At 72.7% G+C, this 18,852-nt stretch carries 16 protein-coding genes; 7 read left to right on the forward strand and 9 right to left on the reverse strand.

Annotated elements, in window-relative coordinates:
* Positions 1–177 precede the first annotated feature (177 nt).
* From A4E84_RS17540 to A4E84_RS17550, 3 genes are read right to left on the reverse strand one after another with little or no spacing between them, the layout of a single operon-like run.
* Positions 178–1,254 (reverse strand): acyl-CoA dehydrogenase, encoded by a 1,077-nt coding sequence (locus A4E84_RS17540; RefSeq protein ID WP_237305136.1) that lies wholly within the window; start codon positions 1,252–1,254, stop codon positions 178–180.
* A gap of 5 nt (positions 1,255–1,259) precedes the next feature.
* Entirely contained in the window at positions 1,260–2,393 is a 1,134-nt protein-coding gene (locus A4E84_RS17545) for an acyl-CoA dehydrogenase (RefSeq protein WP_062927491.1), read from the reverse strand.
* Positions 2,393–3,589: an amidohydrolase family protein gene (locus A4E84_RS17550; protein WP_062927492.1), complete on the reverse strand. Its 1,197-nt coding sequence runs from the start codon at positions 3,587–3,589 to the stop codon at positions 2,393–2,395. The genes A4E84_RS17545 and A4E84_RS17550 overlap by 1 nt, the downstream gene beginning before the upstream one ends.
* A gap of 89 nt (positions 3,590–3,678) precedes the next feature.
* Here A4E84_RS17550 and A4E84_RS17555 point away from each other — a divergent pair, with 89 nt between their 5' ends.
* Positions 3,679–5,181 carry a class I adenylate-forming enzyme family protein gene (locus A4E84_RS17555; protein ID WP_062927493.1) on the forward strand — a complete coding sequence of 501 codons (1,503 nt, stop codon included), beginning with the start codon at positions 3,679–3,681 and terminating at the stop codon, positions 5,179–5,181.
* Positions 5,182–5,485: 304 nt separating this feature from the next.
* Here A4E84_RS17555 and A4E84_RS17560 read toward each other — a convergent pair whose 3' ends face one another.
* Positions 5,486–5,998: an EF-hand domain-containing protein gene (locus A4E84_RS17560; RefSeq protein ID WP_062927494.1), complete on the reverse strand. Its 513-nt coding sequence runs from the start codon at positions 5,996–5,998 to the stop codon at positions 5,486–5,488.
* A 168-nt stretch (positions 5,999–6,166) separates the two neighbouring features.
* The gene (locus tag A4E84_RS17565) at positions 6,167–6,547 is read right to left on the reverse strand and encodes an STAS domain-containing protein (RefSeq protein ID WP_030849533.1); all 381 of its coding nucleotides are present in this window, start codon (positions 6,545–6,547) and stop codon (positions 6,167–6,169) included.
* Positions 6,548–6,910: 363 nt separating this feature from the next.
* Between A4E84_RS17565 and A4E84_RS17570 the strand changes: the two genes are divergently transcribed.
* Together A4E84_RS17570 and A4E84_RS17575 are read left to right on the forward strand one after the other, a co-directional pair.
* Positions 6,911–7,492: a sigma-70 family RNA polymerase sigma factor gene (locus A4E84_RS17570; RefSeq protein ID WP_062927495.1), complete on the forward strand. Its 582-nt coding sequence runs from the start codon at positions 6,911–6,913 to the stop codon at positions 7,490–7,492.
* Complete coding sequence (locus A4E84_RS17575) at positions 7,489–8,880, forward strand: maleylpyruvate isomerase N-terminal domain-containing protein (RefSeq protein WP_062927496.1); 1,392 nt, start codon at positions 7,489–7,491, stop codon at positions 8,878–8,880. The genes A4E84_RS17570 and A4E84_RS17575 overlap by 4 nt, the downstream gene beginning before the upstream one ends.
* 97 nt (positions 8,881–8,977) lie before the next feature.
* Here A4E84_RS17575 and purU read toward each other — a convergent pair whose 3' ends face one another.
* The gene (gene purU, locus A4E84_RS17580) at positions 8,978–9,859 is read right to left on the reverse strand and encodes a formyltetrahydrofolate deformylase (protein WP_062927497.1); all 882 of its coding nucleotides are present in this window, start codon (positions 9,857–9,859) and stop codon (positions 8,978–8,980) included.
* A gap of 71 nt (positions 9,860–9,930) precedes the next feature.
* Positions 9,931–10,431: an SCO4402 family protein gene (locus tag A4E84_RS17585; RefSeq protein WP_033312170.1), complete on the reverse strand. Its 501-nt coding sequence runs from the start codon at positions 10,429–10,431 to the stop codon at positions 9,931–9,933.
* 117 nt (positions 10,432–10,548) lie between these two features.
* On the opposite strand from A4E84_RS17585, the gene A4E84_RS17590 reads away from it, so the two are divergent.
* Positions 10,549–11,859, forward strand: coding sequence for an ABC transporter substrate-binding protein (locus tag A4E84_RS17590; RefSeq protein WP_062927498.1), 1,311 nt, complete (start codon positions 10,549–10,551; stop codon positions 11,857–11,859).
* Positions 11,860–11,890: 31 nt separating this feature from the next.
* On the opposite strand, the gene A4E84_RS17595 is transcribed toward A4E84_RS17590, so the two are convergent.
* Positions 11,891–13,801 carry a hypothetical protein gene (locus tag A4E84_RS17595; RefSeq protein WP_062927499.1) on the reverse strand — a complete coding sequence of 637 codons (1,911 nt, stop codon included), beginning with the start codon at positions 13,799–13,801 and terminating at the stop codon, positions 11,891–11,893.
* Between the two features lie 201 nt (positions 13,802–14,002).
* Positions 14,003–15,388 carry a hypothetical protein gene (locus A4E84_RS17600; RefSeq protein WP_062927500.1) on the reverse strand — a complete coding sequence of 462 codons (1,386 nt, stop codon included), beginning with the start codon at positions 15,386–15,388 and terminating at the stop codon, positions 14,003–14,005.
* Positions 15,389–15,694: 306 nt separating this feature from the next.
* Here A4E84_RS17600 and A4E84_RS17605 point away from each other — a divergent pair, with 306 nt between their 5' ends.
* The 3 genes from A4E84_RS17605 (at position 15,695) to A4E84_RS17615 (ending at position 18,845) form a co-directional block, all read left to right on the forward strand.
* Positions 15,695–16,357 (forward strand): bifunctional DNA primase/polymerase, encoded by a 663-nt coding sequence (locus tag A4E84_RS17605; RefSeq protein WP_107308340.1) that lies wholly within the window; start codon positions 15,695–15,697, stop codon positions 16,355–16,357.
* A gap of 107 nt (positions 16,358–16,464) precedes the next feature.
* Complete coding sequence (locus tag A4E84_RS17610) at positions 16,465–17,256, forward strand: ABC transporter ATP-binding protein (protein WP_062927501.1); 792 nt, start codon at positions 16,465–16,467, stop codon at positions 17,254–17,256.
* Positions 17,253–18,845, forward strand: a complete 1,593-nt coding sequence (locus A4E84_RS17615; RefSeq protein ID WP_107308341.1) for a transporter — start codon at positions 17,253–17,255, stop codon at positions 18,843–18,845. The genes A4E84_RS17610 and A4E84_RS17615 overlap by 4 nt, the downstream gene beginning before the upstream one ends.
* The last annotated feature ends 7 nt before the right edge of the window (positions 18,846–18,852 follow it).

Raw genomic sequence — 18,852 nt, forward strand, 5'->3', positions numbered from 1 at the left:
CACTGCGCTCGGAGCCACTCGCATTCGACACAAGGTACCGGAGCGGGCAATCGACTCCAGGCCGTAACGAGTCACGCTGAGGACACAAAGCCGATATCAACGCTCCGTAATTCCGGTATGCCACGATCCGTGACATCTCCGGGAGGGGTCCCGGCGATACCGCAGCCAGACGGCCCGTCAGACCGTCTCGGGCGTCAGAGCCGCCGCGAGCACCTCTTCACTCTCCGTAACTCCGCCCGCACGCTGGGTTCGAACCCATGCTCGTTTCAGGTGCAGATGGACCTCGGACTCCCAGGTGAAGCCCATCCCGCCGTGCACCTGGAGACAGTCGCGGGCGCCTCGCACGGCGGCCTCGTCGGCGAGGATCCGGGCCGCGGCGATGTCGGCCGGGTCGGCGGTCACGGCGGCCGCGTACACCGCGGCGCGGGCCGTCTCCGCACGGACCAAGATCCCCGCGCACAGATGCGCCACCGCCTGGAAGGCCCCGATGGGCCGCCCGAACTGTTCGCGCGCCCGGGCGTGTTGCGCCGCCAGTTCGCAGACGCGGCCCGCCGTGCCGAGTTGCTCGGCGGCGGTGAGCAGGATGGCGACGGGGTCGGGGGCTGGGCGCGCGGCGGGCACGCGGTGCAGGGGCGTCAACGGGTCGAGCGAGCGCAGCGGCACGGCCCCGGTGGTGTCCCCGCGTACGGCGTCCGCCTCCGCCAGCCACTCCACGAGCCCGCCGTCCACGGCCGCCACCACCGTCTCCCCGGTGGCCGCGCCGGGTACGGCACCGGCCGCGAGGTGGGTGGCGACGAGCGGCCCGGGCAGCAGCGCCCGCCCCGCCTCCTCGAACACCAACACGGCCTCCGTGAGACCGAGTCCGACCCCGCCGTCCGTCTCCGGCACCCGCAGCGCGAAGAACCCGAGGTCACCGAGGGCCCGCCACAGCCCCCGGTCGAGCCGCGGCGGCCCGGCCGCACGCCCCTCCCCCGGTCCGCCGGCCCCGCCCGGTCCCCCGGAACTCCCCGTCCCCCCATGTCCCCTGCCGTCAAGCGCCGCTGCCGCACGGGCCCCGCCCGCACCACCGCCGCCCGCCGCGGAACGCCCCGGGCCCTCACCTGTGCCACGGGCTCCACCCCGCACCCCGGCGCCGCCGCCCCTGTCGGCCTCCTCCACCGCCGCCCGCAGCGCCCGGCCGTCGAACCGCCGCGCCAGCGCCTCGCGCACCCCGTCCCGCAGTGCCCGCTGGTCGTCCGTCAGCCGGAACCGCACGGCACTCACCGTCCCTTCGGCAGACCGAGGATGCGCTCGGCGATGATGCTGTGCTGGACCTGCGAGGTGCCGGCCGCGATGGTGTACGCCAGGGAAGAGAGCCGGTCGGGGGTCCACGGCCGGTCCAGGTCGAGGCAGTCGGGGCCCAGTACTTCGGCGGCGGCGTCGTAGAGGTCCTGGCGGGCGTGCGAGTAGCGGAGCTTGAAGACCGAGCCGCCCGCGCCGGGCACTCCGCCCGAGGCCTCCGCCGCGCTCACGTTCCACTGCGTGAGCCGCCACAGCGCCCGGAACTCCGCGTTGAGCCTGCCCAGCCGGCGCCTGAGGGCCGGGTCGTCCCAGCGGCCGTTCTTGCGGGCCTCGACGGCCAGTTCGGCGAGAACCCGGCGGCAGGCGACGACCTCGCCCGCGAAGGCCGTGCCCCGCTCGAAGGACAGCGTCACCATGGTCACGCGCCAGCCGTCGTTCTCGTCCCCGACCCGGTTCGCCACCGGCACCCGCACCTCGTCCAGGAACACCTCGGCGAACTCGGCCGGCCCGGCGAGTGTCCGCAGCGGCCGTACGGTGATGCCGGGCGCGTCCATGGGCAGGGCGAGCCAGGTGATGCCCCGGTGCTTCGGGGCGGCCGGGCCGGTGCGGACCAACAGTTCGCACCAGTCGGCGACTTCGGCGTGCGAAGTCCAGATCTTGGAGCCGCTCACCACGTAGTCGTCGCCGTCGCGCCACGCGCGGGTGCGCAGGGCCGCGAGGTCGGATCCGGCCTCCGGTTCGCTGAAGCCCTGGCACCAGACCTCCTCGCCGCGCAGGATGGGCGGCAGCCAGCGCGCCCGCTGGGCGTCCGTGCCCTCGGCGGCGATGGTCGGCCCGGCGTGCAGGAGGCCCACGAAGTTGGCGCCCACATAGGGCGCTCCGGCCTTCTCGGTCTCCTCCAGGAAGATCAGGCGGACGCTCGGGGTGGCGTCCCAGTGGACGCCGGCGTATCCGGCCTCGTACAGCCTGCGCTGCCAGCCGAGGTCGTACGCCCGCCGTCCCGGCCAGTCGTCGGGGGACGGCCTGGGCGGGAGTGCGGGGAGCGTTCGCGCGAGCCATTCCCGCAGCCGGGCCCGGAACTCCTCCTCCTCGGGCGTGTACGACAGATCCATCAGCGGTCCAGGTCCAGGTCCAGCATCCGGATGGCGTTGCCGCGCATCAGCTTGTACACCGTCTCGTCGTCGAGGCCCTTGACGTGGTCGAGGGCGACCTCCTTGGTGTGCGGGAAGGTCGAGTCGACGTGCGGGTAGTCGGTCTCGAAGGTGGCGTTGTCCCGGCCGACCACGTCGATCGACGCCACGCCGTGCTGGTCGCGGAAGAAGCAGCAGAACATCTGCCGGTAGTAGTACGTCGACGGCGGCTCGGGGATCGTGTCGCGGACGCCGCCCCAGGCGCGGTGCTCCTCCCAGACGTCGTCGGCCCGCTCCAGGGCGTACGGGATCCAGCCCATCTGGCCCTCGGAGTAAGCGAGTTTGAGGCGCGGGAACTTCACCAGGACCCCGCTGAAGAGGAAGTCCATCATCGAGGCCATCGCGTTGTTGAAGCTGAGCGAGGCCTGGACGGCGGGCGGGGCGTCCGGGGAGGCGGCCGGCATCTGGGACGAGGATCCGATGTGCATGTTGACGACGGTCCCGGTGTCCTGGCAGACCGCGAAGAACGGGTCCCAGTAGCCGGAGTGGATGGACGGCAGCCCGAGGTGGGTGGGGATTTCCGAGAAGGTCACCGCCCGCACCCCGCGTGTGGCGTTGCGGCGGATCTCCGCGACGGCCAGGCCGATGTCCCACAGCGGGATCAGGCACAGCGGGATGAGCCGCCCGCCGCTGTCGCCGCACCACTCCTCGACCATCCAGTCGTTGTAGGCGCGCACGCAGGCGAGGGCGACCTCCTTGTCGTGCGCCTCGGCGAAGGTCTGACCGCAAAAGCGCGGGAAGCTGGGGAAGCACAGGCTCGCCTCGACGTGGTTGAGGTCCATGTCCTTCAGGCGTTCCTTCGAGTCCCAGCAGCCGGGCCGCATCTCCTCGCGGGTGATGCCCTCCAGGGTCATCGCGTCCCGGTCGAAGCCGACGGCGGCGATGTTGCGCTTGTACGGGAACTTCAGGTCCTCGTAGATCCACCAGTCGGTGGGCTGGCCGTCCGGGTCCATGGTGATCCGGTACTTGCCGCCGACGTAGGCGAGTTCACCGATCCCGGCGGTCAGGGGCCTCGGCCCGCGTTCGCGGTACTTGGCCGGCAGCCAGGTGTCGAAGAGGTGGGCGGGCTCGATCACGTGGTCGTCGACGCTGATGATGCGGGGCAGTTCGGTCGCCATGGGTCCCCTCCGCCGGACGGTACTTATCTGATGCATCGTCAGATAGCATCCCACCTGACGACCTGTCAGCCAAGCAGCAGGGGGCAGTCGTGAACGAGACCCCGCACGCCCTGAGTTCGTCCCGCACCCTGTGGGAGCTGGTCACCCGCCGCGCGGCCCTCACGCCCGACCGCCCGCTCTTCCTCCAGGCCGACCGGACGCTGACCTTCGGGACGCTCCACGCGCGGGCCGAGCGGGTCGCGGCCGGGCTGTACGGCATGGGTGTGCGCCCCGGCACAGTGGTCGCCTGGCAGCTGCCCACCCGTATCGAGACGGCCGTACTGTCCTTCGCGCTGGCCCGTCTCGGCGCCGTGCAGACCCCGGTGATCCCCTTCTACCGGGACCGCGAGGTCGGCTTCGCACTGCGCGAGTCCCGGGCGGAGTTCTTCGCGGTGCCGGGCACCTGGCGCGGCTTCGACCACGGCGAGATGGCCCGGCGGCTGGGCGCGAAGGGCGTCTTCGAGGCCTACGCCGACCTGCCCGACGGCGATCCGTCCCTCCTGCCGCCCCCGCCCTGCGACGGCACCGCCGTCCGCTGGATCTACTGGACTTCCGGCACGACCTCCGACCCCAAGGGCGTACTGCACACGGACCGTTCACTGCTCGCGGGCGGCTCCTGCCTGGCCCACGCGCTGCGCCCCTCGGCGGACGACGTGGGGTCGATCGCCTTCCCGTACGCCCACATCGGCGGGCCCGACTACACGGTGATGCTGCTGCTGTACGGCTTCCCGGCGGTGCTGTTCGAGCAGTTCGCGCTGCCGGAGGCGCTGGCGGCGTACCGCGCGCACGGGGTGACGATGGCGGGCGGGTCGACGGCCTTCTACTCGATGTTCCTGGCGGAGCAGCGCAAGCAGCCGGGAGAGCCGGTGGTGCCGTCGCTGCGGCTGCTGGCGGGCGGCGGGGCGCCCAAGCCGCCGGAGCTGTACCACGCCGTCGTGCGCGAGATGGGCGTGCAGCTCACCCACGGATACGGCATGACCGAGGTGCCGATGATCACCATGGGCGACCCGGACGACACCCCGGAGCTGCTCGCGGTGACCGAGGGGCGGCCGCCGGAGGGGATGGAGATCCGGATCGTGGACGGGGAGGTGCGGCTGCGCGGGGAGGCCGTGTGCCGGGGGTATCTGGACCCGGGGCAGTCGGCGGATGCCTTCGACGAGGAGGGGTTCCTGCGCACCGGCGATCTCGGACGCCTGACGGAGACGGGGCACCTGGTCCTCACGGGCCGGCTCAAGGACGTGATCATCCGCAAGGGCGAGAACATCTCGGCCCAGGAGATCGAGGATCTCCTGCACCGGCATCCGTCGGTCGGTGACGTGGCGGTGGTCGGACTGCCGGACGCGGAGCGCGGGGAGCTGGTGTGCGCGGTGGTGGAACAGCCGCCCGGCACCGAGGCGTTGACGCTCGCCGCCGTGACCGCCTTCCTGCGCGCCGAGGGACTGTCGGTGCACAAGCTGCCGGAGCGGCTGGAGGTGGTGGACGCCCTTCCGCGGGGCGAGACCCTGCGGAAGGTGCTGAAGTACAAGCTGCGCGACCGCTACACGGACACCTGACCCACTGCGGGCAGCCCCTTCAGGGGCGCGGGACACGCAACCCACTGCGGGCAGCCCCTTCAGGGGCGCGGGGAACGGCGCGAGCAACCACCGACAGCCCGCACCCGCCCCTCCGAGAGCAACCCCTACGACGAAGGCGCACCGACATCCCACGACACGGACGCGGACACGCAACGCGCTGCGGGAAGGACCTTCAGGGGCGCGGGGAACGGCGCGAGCAACCACCGACAGCCCGCACCCGCCCACCCGTGAACAATCCCCGCAGCGAAGGGGCGCCGACATCCCGCGGCGCGGACACGTGGCCCTACTCGGGCACGGTGAAGTAGCGGGCGAAGGCGGATACGACCTCGGCCTCGCCGACCTTGCCGTCACCGTCCGTGTCGAGCGCGGCGGCGGCCGGCCCTGCGAGGTCCTCGGGGACTCCGAGGCACTTCAGGACGCGGCCCGCTTCCTCGACCGTCGCGGCGCCGTCCCCGTCGGCGTCGGCGACGTCCAGGGCCGCGTGCAGGAAGGGGCGGGCGATCTCGGCGAACCGGTCGGGGTTGTCGCGCAGGCGCTTGACCGCGCCGGTGACGAACTCCTCGCGCGTGATGCGCTGGTCGCCGTCGCGGTCCGCAATGCCCGCCATGCCCTGCCAGAAGGCCTCGGCGCCGCCGTACAGGGCCTGCCCCTTGTCGGACCGGGCCGTCACGGCGAACTCCGTGAGCAGCGCCTTGGCCGCGCCGTAGAAGTCCTCGCGGTCGATGTAGCCGTTGCCGTCCTGGTCGAAGGTGGCGAACCTGGCGGCGATCCTGCGCTCGTACTCGCTGCTGACCATGTCTCTTTCGGGCCGCCTTACGTCGGGTGGGGTGCGTCTCGGTCGGAGCGTACGACGGAGGGAGCCGTTCGGGCGCGGGAAAACGTCACTTGCGCCAAGACCGGGGGAATTCCGGGACAACGGCGTGTCGGAACGGCAACACTCCGTCCACGGTGCGTGATCGCGGCGTCACGCGGACAGGGGTTCGCCCTCGTCGCCGAGGGCCGCGTCCACATCGCCGTACACGTCGAACAGCCTGCGGACGCCCAGCGCGCCGAGGACCCGGTTGACGTGGGACCCGTCGGCAGCGCCCCGGGCGGGCAGCACGAGGCGCAGCCGGCCCTGGCAGGAGCGGATCAGCCGGCGGGCCGCGATGAGCACGCCGACGCCGCTGGAGTCGCAGAAGAACACCTCGGACAGATCCAGGACGAGACAGTGGTGTCCCTCGGCCACCACGTCGTGCACGCGTTGACGCAGCACCGGTGACGTCACCAGATCCAGCTCGCCCGACACCTGGAGCACGGCCCATTCGCCCTGCTCGCCGCCGGTCACTTTGAAGGTCACCACCACGCCCCTCGCTCGCCAAAACGGAAGCAGTCCCTACGCTTCCTTGCAGCGCGGCTGCCCAGCGGCAGTTCCCTGAAACGCAACCCGAAAAACGGATCCCCCGCGGAAGAGGCTTGTTTTAGTCGACTTCGATCCTGTTCGATCCTCTTCAGTCAGGTCTGATCGGAGGGCTGTGGGGTAGGCGCGAGCCCAAAGGCATTCGGTGCGGGCCTCCGCGCCCCCCTACCACCTGCGGCCGGTCAGGGGGCGCACATTGCCACAAAGGGGCGTGCGTTACCGGACGTGCCGACTACATTCGAGGAGACACCGGAGACAGGCTGGACAGAGCACGGGCGCGGGACACGAGCAGGGGGGTGAGGGGACCGCATGGCGAAAAAGGACGCACCGCCTCGCTGGGACCGCAAGATGCAGCAGCGGCTCGCCCGCGGGGAAGCCGCCGCCCTCGGTGAGCTCTACGACCGGTTCGCCTCCCTCGTGCACGGCCTCGCCCACCGCGTGCTCGGCGACGAACGCGCCGCCGACGGCATCACGCGCGAGGTCTTCATCCACGTCTGGGAGCATCCCGACTCCTACGACCCCAAGCAGGGCCCGCTGCGCACCTGGGTCGCCACCCTTACCCACCGGCTGGCGGTGCAGCGGCTGCGCGCCACCGAGACCGCCGCCCTCGCCCGCGAAGGCTCCGGCACCGCGGAGGAACTGGAGCGCAGGGTGCGCCGCGCCTCGGTCGCCGCCCGCGCCGACTACATCGTCCAGTCCATGCCGGTCCCGCTGCGCTCGGCCCTGGAACGCGCCTACTTCCAGCGCCGCGACTACCGCCAGACCGCCGCCGACCTCGGCATCACCGAGGACGAGGCACGCCGCCGGCTGCGCCTGGGCCTGCAACTGCTCTCCACCGCCCACGACACCCAGGCACCGGGCGCACCGCCCGGATACGGGGGTGCGGTGTGAACGGGCCGGAACGGTTCGAGGCCCACGACAGCGACGAGGGGGAGAACGGTCACGAGGGGCAGAACGGCCCCGAGGAGAGCGACAACACCCGGGACGAAGGCGGCCTTCGGGATGAAGACGGCGCCCGGGACGGAAGCGGCGGGACCGGGCGCGACGGCACCCCGGCGCCCGGGGGCCGGCCCCGGATACCCATGCCCCGTGCCTCCGTCGAGGACAGCGGGCTGCCGCTGCCCGCGCCGGCGGACCTCGGCGTCACGGCACCGCCGCCCGCCCCGCCCGTCCTCGAACACCCCGTGCTGAAGGCCCTGCTCGGCGCCTGGGCGCTGGCCGCCTGCTCGGCCGAGGAGGCCACGGCCGTCGAGGAGCACCTCGGCGACTGCGGCTCCTGCGCCGACGAGGCCCGGCGGCTGCGCGAGGCGGTCGGCCTGCTTCAACGCCCGGAGAGCCTCGACCTGGACCCCGGGCTGCGCACCCGGGTCCTGGACACCTGCCTGGAGCGGCGCCCGCCGCGCATCCCGGTACCGGACTGGGCCGCCGCGTACGACGCCGAGACCGCGCGCCTGGACGCCCTGCTGCAGGACTTCGGTGACGCCGAGTGGCACGCTCCGGTACGGCTGCGCTGGTTCCGCTCCGACGCGGCGACGAGCCGCCGCACCACCGTCGCCGGGGTCATCGCGCATCTGCTCAGCGTCGACGGCCTGGTGGCGGTCGCGCTCGGCCTGGACGACCCACTGGGCGACGTCCCGTCCCGGAAGCCGACCCCGGCGGCCCGCACCGAGGCTTTCTGGCGCGCCTCCCACTTCCCGCCCACCCGGTTCGTCCGCGCGCCCTGGCGGGAGCAGAGCCACAGCCTCGTGCGCACGGTGTCCTTCACGGGCGGCGGCGCGGGGAGGATGCCGGTGTCGTACGGCGACTTCGAACTGCCCCTGCACGACGCGATGCTCGACCGCGCCTTCGAGTGCTGGGTGCACGCGGAGGACATCGCCGACGCGGTCGACTACCCCTACGACCCGCCCTCGCCCCGCCATCTGCACCGCATGATCGACCTGGCGGCCCGGATGCTGCCGACGGCCCTGGCCCACCGCCGCCGGGCCGGTCTGGCCTCCCCCGCCCCCCATCGCCATCTGGTCGCGGCGGGCGAACCGGGCCGCAGCCTCCGCCTGGAGATCGAGGGCTCGGGCGGCGGCGAGTGGCTGATCCCCCTCGACTCCCCCGCGGCGAAGGGCTCCGCCGAGCACGAGGTGGCCCATGTGGCCCTGGACGGCGTCGAGTTCTGCCGCCTGGCCGCCGGCCACGTCCCCCCGCAGGAGGCGGCGGCGGGCCAGGTCGGAGACAGAGAGGCGATCAGGGACGTCCTGTTCGCAGCGGCTTCACTGAGCAGGATGTAGAACCCGGCACCAGGGGCACGCCCTCAGGGGGCGCGGGGAACCGCGCGAACAACCCCAACGGACCCGCACCCGCCACGAAACCGGACGACCCGAGCTCCTAGGCGAAAATCACAGTCCGCCGCCCATTGAGCAGAATCCGCCGCTCGGCATGCCACTTCACGGCCCGCGCCAGCGCCTGGCACTCCACGTCACGCCCGATCGCGACAAGCCCCTCGGGCGTCACGTCGTGCCCGACCCGCTCGACCTCCTGCTCGATGATCGGCCCCTCGTCGAGATCGGCCGTCACATAGTGAGCCGTCGCCCCGATCAGCTTCACACCCCGCGCATGAGCCTGGTGATACGGCTTCGCGCCCTTGAAGCTCGGCAGGAACGAGTGGTGGATGTTGATGATCCGCCCGGACAGCGCCTTGCACAGGTCGTCCGACAGCACCTGCATGTACCGGGCGAGCACGACCAGCTCCACGCCCTCGTCGCGCACGATCCCCAGCAGCTGCGCCTCGGCCTCGGCCTTCGTGTCCTTCGTCACCGGAATGTGGTGGAAGGGGACGTTGTAAGACGCCACCAGCTCGGCGAAGTCCGTGTGGTTCGACACCACTCCCGCGATCTCCACCGGCAGCGCGCCGGTGCGGGCGCGGAACAGCAGGTCGTTCAGGCAGTGCCCGAACTTGCTGACCATCAGCAGGATGCGCATCTTCTGGTCGCCCCGGTGGATCTGCCAGTCCATCTGGAACGAGTCGCCGATGGCCGCGAAGCTGGCCCGCAGCTTGTCCACGGTCACCGGCGCGTCCGCCGAGAAGTGGACGCGCATGAAGAACAGCCCCGTGTCGTGGTCGCCGAACTGCTGGCTGTCCTCGATGTTGCAGCCGGTCATGAACAGATAGCTCGACACGGCGTGCACGATGCCCTTCCTGTCAGGGCAGGAGAGGGTGAGGACATACTGGTCGGCCGGTACCGCGGCGCTGGTGGACTGCTCGTTCATGCAGGACAGGGTCCCACAGGGGGCGACACCACCGGCAATCGTCCCGCTGTGCGGACCGGCGACGACAGGTTCTAGGCAGACCTCGTCATGATCTGCAGCACGTCCAGGCTGCGCGGCGCCGTGTCCGGCTCCTCGCCGTCACCAGCCGCGAGCCGCACATGCGCCTCCCGGGCCGCCCGGACCGCCTCCGGCCACGCCTCGTGCTCCAGGTACGCGGCGACCGGAGCGTCCGGCCCGACCTGGTGCATGATCCGCAGCACGCGCAGCACCGCGGTGTCGACGAGGGCCGCCTCCTGCGCGTCGCGGAAGATCGTGCCGACGTACTTCTCGGCGGACCAGTGGTCCAGCCAGGTGTCCTCGACCAGCCGGTACACCGCGTCGGTCACGTCGCCGTAGCCGTCCACGCCGGCCAGCCAGACGTCCCGCTGGAACCCGGGATCGGAGAGCATGTGCAGGGCCGAGCGCACGTTGCTGCGCCAGCGCCACCACGGCATGTCGTTGACAGGCATGCCGCCCATGGTGGATGAGCGACGGCCACGACGGGAAGAGTTCTCCGAAGCTTGCACGGTCATCGATCGTACGTTCCCCTCCACATCGGTCACAGCTGCCCCCGCAATTCACCGGTGCGTCACCAATTGTTGACCCGAGATCACTCACGGGTTAGCCGTGTGACGGAATCGTGCAGAACCATGACCGGCAGGCGACGCACCCGCAGCACATTCCTCCCCGGCCTCCTCACCCGTCACGCCAGAAAAGGCGTCCTCTCCGCGGGCACGGCGGTCGCGTGCGCGTCGCTCCTCGCCGCATGCGGTGTCGTCCCCGGCACCACGGGGGATGTCGGGGACGGCACCATCACCGTCATGACCTGGGCTCCGCAGAACACCAAGGCCACGAACAAGCCCGGAATGCCCGCCTTCGCCCATGCCTACGCCCGCTGGATCAACGCCAAGGGCGGGATCAACGGCCGCAAGCTCAACGTGCTGACCTGCAACGACCACAACGACAGCGTGGCCGCCGCCAAGTGCGCCCGGCGGGCCGCCAAGGAGAACGTGGTCGCGGTCGTCGGATCCTACAGCCAGTACGCGGACTCCTTCTTCCCGTCGCTGGAGGGCGCCGGCATCCCCTACATAGGCGGCTACGGCGCCACCAACGCCGAGTTCACCAGCCCCCTGTCGTACCCCGTCAACGGCGGCCAGCCCGCGCTGCTGGCCGGTCTCGGCAGTGCCCTCGCCGAGTGCGGGCCCGTCGCACTGATCCGGCCCGACACCATCGCGGGCGACCAGCTGCCCCCGCTGCTCGACTCCGGTCTGAAGGCGGGCGGGCACCGGGCCTCCAACGACCAGCGGGCGGCGGAGGACGCCACCGAGTACGACGACCAGGCCGAGCGCGCTCTGCGCACGACGAGCACCGACAGGGCGGACCAGGGGTGCGTGGTGCCCGCCCTGGGGGACCGCAACGGCACCTTCATGGACTCCTTCCGGCGCGCCCGCGAGGACTACCCCGAGGTGCGGACGGCCACCGTGCTGGGCAGCGTCGACCAGACGGTGATCGACGCCACCGGCGGGGCGTCGGGCCCCTACGAGGGCTCGTACATCACCGGCTGGTACCCGGTCGCGAGCGATCCGCGCTGGGACGGGATGAAGCAGGTGATCCGGGAGCAGGCCTTCGGCGACAACCGCATCGACCCCGCGGACGCCGGGGTGCAGACCACGTGGATCGCCTACACGGTGTTCCGGCAGGTCGTCGAGTCGCTCGGCGACGGCGAGGTGTCCGCCGACACGGTGGCGGAGGCCCTGGACGACGGCCTGAAGGTCACCACGGGCAGCCTCACACCGACGCTGCGATGGCGGTTCCAGGACAAGCTCGCCGCTGTGGGCTTCCCGCGCCTGGTCAACGCGAACGTGACCCTCCAGGTGGTGCGGGACGGGCGGCTGGTGTCGGCGCGCAAGGGCTTCGTCGACACGACGAAGACGCTGCAGGACACCGACGTGGACTACTGAGCGACCCCGCCGACCAGCAGTCCACGCCCCCTCACAGCTGCGTCGGCTGCCGCTCGGTCAGGCCGTACTTCTTCGCGATCCCGTTCCACAGCCCGGCCGCCTTGGCCTTCTCCGTGCTGGCGACGCCGCTGGCCCGGTTGCCGGCCTGGGTCTGGCCGGTGGGCCGGGCCTGGCCCTTCTTGCAGCCCTTCTTGCCGGCGGTCTGGTCGGCCCAGGCCGCGTAGTGGTTGTCGGCCGAGGCGGAGGCCTGCCAGGCCTTGGTGAGGGCGGTGGTCAGCGCGGCGTGGCCGGGCAGCTCGTCGACCTCGATGCCGGACAGCCGGGTGACCAGCCCGGTGCGCTGCTTGGCCGCGTCACGCAGGTCCTTGGCGGCCTCGGCGAGGTTGTCGCAGCCCTTGACGTCGGCGACGGCGTTGATCACCATGCTGCGGCTGTTGCCGCTGTCGGCGAGCAGCTTGTCCAGTTCGACCGCCTGGGCCCGGGCCGGGTCGGCGGACGGGGAGGCGGAGCCGTCCGTCGCGGGTGCGGAGGCGGCCACCGTCTTGTTGTCGCCGCCGTCGTCGTCACCGCCGCCTCCGCCACCGGCGAGCAGCGCGCCCGCGCCGACGCCGAGGACGGCGATGCCGATGCCGACGGCGGCGATGACGGGGACGCGCGAGCCGGTACGGCCACCGCGCGACCGGCTTCCGGCGGGCGGGCCCTGGGAAGTGTGGGGAGCGGCGTACGAGGGCTGCGGCCGGGGCTGCTCGATGCGGGGCATCTGCTGCGTGGCCCCGGCGGGGCTCTCGGCGCCGCCCTGGCTGCGGAAGAGGTTGTCGAACTCGGCGGGCGGCTGCTTGTCCCCGCCGGGCACCGGCGCGATGAACTGCGTCGCCTCGGCGTCCGGATGCGAGGCGGCCGGCAGCGGCCCGGCGCCCGCCCCGGCCCGGGGCCCGGTCCCGAGGAACCGCGTCGTCTCGGGGTCCTCCCCGGAAGGCATCTCGGGCGGCAGTGCCCCCGGGCCCACCGGGGGTATGTACTGCGTCGCCCCCTCGTCGGCGGACGGCGCGACGGGCGGCAGGTACTGCGTGGCCGCGGCGGCCGCGTCCCCGGCGACGGGCGGTATGTACTGGGTGGCCCCCTCGTCGGCGGGCGCGGGCAGGGGGGCGCCCCCGCCGGTGGCCCCGTACGCACCGGAGACCGGCGGCAGACCGCCGCCGTACACCTCGGCGCCCGGCTGCGGCTGGGCTCCCCCACCCGGCGGGCCGTACGCGTCGGCGGCCGGCGGCAGACCGGCCCCGTGCGCACCGGACCCCGGCTGTGGCTGGGCTCCGCCGGCGGCGCCGTAGCCTCCGGCGGAGGACGGCAGTCCGGACTCCTGCGGATACCCGTACCCGGAGCCTCCCTGCGGCCCCTGCCCGCCCGTTCCCGGCTGCGGCTGTGCGCCGCCCCCGGCCGGGGCGCCGTAGGCGTCGGTGCCCTGCGGCAGGGTCCCGGAGCCCTCCTGGGCAAGCGGGGCCGCGCCGGGGGCGCCGTACGGGTCGTAGCCGGTGTGGCCGGCGGGCGGCCGGGCCGTGCCGTACGGGCCGGGCTCGGCCGGCGGGCCGGCGTAGGGGTTCGGGGGCCGGCCGCCCTCCGGCGGGAGTTCACCCGGGGCCTGGGCGTCCCACGCCGGCGGCTCCTGCGCACTCCACTGCTGGGGCGGGGACTGCCAGGTCTGGCCCGGCGGCGGGGGCGGGGTCTGCTCCTGGCCGGGGCCCCACGGCTGGCCCCACGTCTGGCCCTCCGCGGGGGCCGAGGCCTGCGGCCCGCCCGTCGAGGGCGGGACGGGCCGGCGGCCCGGGGCGTCACCCGGTCCGCCCGTCATGCCCGGCAGCAGGGGTTCGCCACCGTCGGAGGGCAGCACGATGCCTTCGCGCGCGGGGCGCGCCGAGGGCTCCTCGCCCTGTCCACTCTGCGTCACCGGGACTCCTACTAATGGGGGACCTTGTGAATCGTCGGGTCACGCTACCGGGTCCCCAGAGCCCCGTGCCACGCAGCACAGGGCCCGACCTCGTGCCCTGTGAGCGCGGTAACACCAGTGGGTCACGGCACGTTGCCCAGGTCACCTCCTGCGCAGCCGGCAGCCGTTTCCCGCACGTTCACGCATCCGCAGACCCTGTGTTCACGCAGCCGCCTGCAGGTCGAGCCGGGCCCCGAACTCCCTTACCACCGCCTCGTCCCGGTACGGCTCCAGCCGCTGCTGGAAGTCCTCCAGGTACTCGGCGCCCCGGTTGGAGCGCAGCCCCTCCAGCAGTTCGACGGCCTTCATGCCGGTGTTGCACGCCTCTTCGATCTCCCGCTGCTGCACCTGCGCCGTGGCCAGCAGCACATAGCCGATGGCCCGGCGGCGCGCCCGCGTCTCGGGATGCCCGGCCAGCGACTCCTGCGCACACCGGGCCGCCGCCTCGGCATGCCCCAGGTCCCGGTGGCAGTGGGCCAACTCGTCGGCGAGGTAGGCCTCGTCGAAGTGCGCGATCCACACCGGGTCGTCCCCGGCGGCCGGGTCGGCCGCCTCCAGGGCGCTGACCGCGCGCCCCGCCGAGGACTGGGCGGCGCGCACGTCGCCCATGAGGGCGTGCCCGCGCGCCTCCGCCGCCAGGAACATCGACTCCGCCCGCGGCGACACGCGCCCCCGCGCCCCCTCCTGCGCCGCCCGCGCCAACTGCGCGATCTCCCGCGGGTTTCCGAGCTGCGCGGCGAGATGGCTCATGGAGGCCGCGAGGACGTACCCGCCGTAGCCGCGGTCCCCGGCGGCCTGCGCCAGCCGCAGGGCCTGGATGTAGTAGCGCTGGGCCAGGCCGGGCTGGCCGGTGTCGACGGCCATGTACCCGGCGAGCTCCGTCAGCCGGGCCACCGCGGCGAACAGGTCCCGCCCGACCGCCTCCCGGTACGACCCCGCCAGCAGCCCCGAGACGACGCTGTTGAGGTAGTGCACGACGACCGGCCGCACATGCCCGCTGCCGTACTGGTGGTCGAGATCCACCAGCGCCTGCGTCATGGCATGGACCGCCTGCACGTCGGACTGCCCCACCCGCGGCCCCGCCGAGCGCGAGACCTGCGCGTCGGGCGTGGAGATCAGCCAGTCCCGGCTGGGCTCGACCAGCGCGGACGCCGCGACGGAGGAACCGGACAGGAAGTCCCGCCGCCCCACGTCGCTGCGCCACAGCTCGCAGACCTGCTCGATGGCCCCCAGTACCGTCGGCGAGAACTGCAGGCCCACGCCCGAGGCGAGGTTCTTGCCGTTGGCCATGCCGATCTCGTCGATCGTGACCGTACGGCCGAGTTTGCGGCCCAGCGCCTCGGCGATGATCGCCGGGGCCCGGCCCCGCGGCTGCTGCCCGCGCAGCCAGCGCGCCACCGACGTCTTGTCGTAGCGCAGGTCGAGGCCGTGCTCGGCACCGCACATGTTGACCCGGCGGGCCAGGCCGGCGTTGGAGCATCCGGCTTCCTGGATGAGCGCCTGCAGCCGTTCGTTCGGCTGCCGGGCGACGAGCGGCCTTGCGGCCATGGCGTACCCCCTGAGGCTGCGGTGCCTGCCCACGCACCGAGTTGACGTGTCTTCCGCGGCCGAACCCCTCACGTCCCGGCGAAAAGATCCGGCCGTGAAGATCAATGCCCCGCCGACCAGGCGAAAATGCGAAGCATGTGAGGAATGCCGGGGTAACGGCAGTTGCCGGCCCCCCTCGTGGCTACCCAGCTCCGCGACGGGATCCTCCTGCGCGCCCCCGCACATGCACCCATGCGCCCCGCGAACAGGGGCGATGCTCTCCCCCGCGCACACGGGTGGGCGTAACCCCTGGTGACGACCAGAGTTGTGTTCATCGTGGAAGAGACGATCGCGGGCACCGAAGCCGCTCAGATCCCGAAGCAGCGCGGGGAATCGCTGCTGGAGACCGCTGTTCGCTACGCCGAGGAGCGCCACTGGGACGTGTTCCCCGGCACCTGGCTGGAAGCCGTCGACGGCAGCCAGCGCTGCTCCTGCGGTGACGCGGCGTGTCCGGCGCCCGGGTCGCACCCGGCGCGCCCGGACTGGGCGACGCAGGCCACGGGCAGTGCGACGGTCGCGCGACGGATGTGGCAGAAGCAGCCGACCGCGTCGATCCTGCTGCCGACGGGGCGGACGTTCGACGCGATCTCCGTGCCGGAGACGGCCGGGTTCCTGGCGCTCGCGCGCATGGAGCGGATGGAGCTGACGCTCGGGCCGGTGACGCTCACGCCGGACCGGCGGATGGAGTTCTTCGTGCTGCCGGGGGCCGGGGTGAAGGTGCCCGATCTGGTGCGGAAGCTGGGGTGGTCGGTGTCGTCGCTGGATCTGGCCGTGCTGGGTGAGGGGGCGTACGTGGCCGCGCCGCCTACGCGGTTCGGGTCCCGCGGGGCTGTGCAGTGGGCCTGCCGGCCGACTCCGGCGAATCGGTGGCTGCCGGATGCGGAGGAGTTGATCTCGCCGTTGGCCTATGCGTGCGGCAGGGATCGGTAGCCGCGCCCGCTGTCCTGCCTGGTTCGCGTTCGCCGGCGGCTGCGGCTTCGTCGTGGTTGATCGCGCAGTTCCCCGCGCCCCTGAAGCACGCCACCGTAGGGTGCAGGGTGACGGAGGGAGGCGCGGTGGGATCCAGCGCTGTGCGTGTGCGGGGGCTGTGGAAGCGGTTCGGGCAGCAGGTCGCTGTCGCCGGGGTCGATCTCGACTTGCCCGCGGGCAAGTTCATCGGGCTCGTCGGGCCGAACGGGGCCGGGAAGACCACCACCTTGTCGATGGTGACCGGGCTGCTCAGGCCCGATCACGGGACCGTCGAGGTGGTCGGGCACGACGTGTGGCGGGACCCCGTCGAGGTGAAGGCGCGGATCGGGGTGCTGCCGGAGGGGCTGCGGCTCTTCGAACGGCTCTCCGGGCGGGAACTGCTGGCGTATTCCGGGCGGTTGCGCGGACTGCCCGGTGCCGAGGTCGACAAGCGGGCCACGCAGCTCCTCGACGTCCTCGATCTGGCCGGGGCCCAGCACAAGCTGGTCGTCGACTACTCGACCGGCATGCGCAAGAAGATCGGGCTCGCCAGCGCTCTCCTCCACAATCCCGAAGTGCTGTTCCTGGACGAGCCGTTCGAGGGGGTGGACCCCGTCTCCGCGCAGACCATCCGCGGCGTCCTGGAGCGGTACACGGCCTCGGGCGCCACGGTCGTGTTCTCTTCCCACGTCATGGAGCTCGTCGAGTCGCTGTGCGACTGGGTCGCCGTCATGGCCGCCGGGCGGATCCGTGCCACCGGCACGCTCGCCGAGGTGCGCGGGGACGCTCCCTCGTTGCAGCGGGCGTTCCTCGAACTCGTCGGCGCACAGGGCCGGGACGCCGGGTCCGATCTCGACTGGCTGGGCGGCGGGGCCCGGTGAGCGCCGACGCGATCACCCCCGTCTTCGTGCGGCTGAAGCTGTCGCTGCTGCGCAACGGGCTGCGGCAGTCCGGCGGGCGGAAGGCCGCCTACATCACCTCGGCCGTCTTCGCCCTGCTGTTCGCCGCGCTCCAGCTGATCGGCCTGATCGCGCTGCGCGGCCACGCGCACGCCGAGTCGGTGGTCGTGCTGGCGGTGGCGGTGCTGGGGCTCGGGTGGGCGGTGATGCCGTTGTTCTTCCCCAGCGGTGACGAGACCCTCGACCCGACCCGGCTGGTGATGCTGCCGCTGCGGCCCCGGCCGCTGGTGCGGGCGCTGCTCACGGCCTCGCTGGTGGGCATCGGGCCGCTGTTCACCCTGTGTCTGCTGGTCGGCTCCGTCGTCGCGGTGGCGCGGGGCGGGGCGGCGTTCGCCGTCGGTGCCGTCGCCGTCGTCCTCGCGCTGCTGGTGTGCGTGGCGCTCGCGCGGGCCGTCGCCGCCGCGAACGTACGGCTGCTGACCAGCCGGAAGGGGCGCGACCTCGCCGTGCTCAGCGGGCTGGTCATCGCCATCGGGGCGCAGATCGTCAACTTCGGCGCGCAGCGCATCGGGGCGTCGGGGCTGGGCGAACTCGACCCGGCGGCCGGGATCCTGCAGTGGGTGCCGCCGGCCTCGGCGATCGGGGCCGTGCACGCGGTGGGCGAGGGGTCGTACGGTGTCGCCGCCGCGCAGCTGGCGCTGACCGCGGGGGCGCTGGTGGCGCTGCTCGCGCTCTGGTCACGGCATCTGACCCGGCTGATGACCTCACCCGACGGATCCACCCTGCCGGGCGCCGAGTCGGCCGCCAAGGAGCGGTCGTCGACCGGGCTGGGGCGGCTGCTGCCTCCGGGCCGTACGGGCACGGTCATGGAGCGCAGCCTGCGGTACGTGTGGCGCGACCCGAAGACCAAGGCCGCCTGGGTGACGTCGCTGGCCATCGGGCTGATCGTGCCGGTGTTCAACGCCTGGCAGGGCACCGGGTCGGTGTACTTCGCGTGCTTCGCCGCCGGGATGCTCGGCATCCAGATGTACAACCAGTTCGGGCAGGACACCTCGGCGTTCTGGATCGTCGCGATGACGATCTCCTCGACCCGTGACGCCTACGTCGAACTGCGCGCCCGGGCGTACGCCCTGCTGCTGATCACGGTGCCCTACGCCGCGCTCGTGACGATCCTGACGACGGCCATGCTCGGTGACTGGCGGCGGCTGCCCGAGGCACTGGGCCTGTCCTTCGCGCTGCTCGGCGCGATGCTCGCGACCGGGGCGTGGACGTCCGCCCGTTTCCCCTACTCCATCCCGCAGGAGGGCTACAAGAACGTCGCCCCCGGGCAGACCGGGCTCGCCTGGATCTCCATCTTCGGCGGGATGGTGGCGGCCGCCCTGCTGTGCGCGCCCGTCATCGCGCTCACGATCTGGCTGAACGTGAGCGCCGACGGCGAAGACTGGACGTGGCTGCTGTTGCCGGTGAGCACGGCGTACGGGGCGGGGCTCGCGGCGGCGGGGCTGAAACTGGCCGCTCCGCGGACCGCCCGGCGGCTGCCGGAGATCCTGGCGGCGGTCAGCAAGGGGTGACGGGGGC

Origin of the sequence: Streptomyces qaidamensis (assembly GCF_001611795.1) — a bacterium.
GTDB classification, from domain to species: Bacteria; Actinomycetota; Actinomycetes; order Streptomycetales; family Streptomycetaceae; genus Streptomyces; species Streptomyces qaidamensis.

What these genes read in the sequence shown, in the direction of transcription:
- A4E84_RS17570 (WP_062927495.1), top strand. Translation starts at nt 6,911, where the DNA reads ATGGCGAAAAAGGACGCACCGCCTCGCTGGGACCGCAAGATGCAGCAG.
- A4E84_RS17560 (WP_062927494.1), bottom strand. Translation starts at nt 5,998, where the DNA reads ATGGTCAGCAGCGAGTACGAGCGCAGGATCGCCGCCAGGTTCGCCACC.
- A4E84_RS17600 (WP_062927500.1), bottom strand. Translation starts at nt 15,388, where the DNA reads ATGGCCGCAAGGCCGCTCGTCGCCCGGCAGCCGAACGAACGGCTGCAG.
- A4E84_RS17545 (WP_062927491.1), bottom strand. Translation starts at nt 2,393, where the DNA reads ATGGATCTGTCGTACACGCCCGAGGAGGAGGAGTTCCGGGCCCGGCTG.
- purU (WP_062927497.1), bottom strand. Translation starts at nt 9,859, where the DNA reads ATGAACGAGCAGTCCACCAGCGCCGCGGTACCGGCCGACCAGTATGTC.
- A4E84_RS17590 (WP_062927498.1), top strand. Translation starts at nt 10,549, where the DNA reads ATGACCGGCAGGCGACGCACCCGCAGCACATTCCTCCCCGGCCTCCTC.
- A4E84_RS17550 (WP_062927492.1), bottom strand. Translation starts at nt 3,589, where the DNA reads ATGGCGACCGAACTGCCCCGCATCATCAGCGTCGACGACCACGTGATC.
- A4E84_RS17585 (WP_033312170.1), bottom strand. Translation starts at nt 10,431, where the DNA reads ATGACCGTGCAAGCTTCGGAGAACTCTTCCCGTCGTGGCCGTCGCTCA.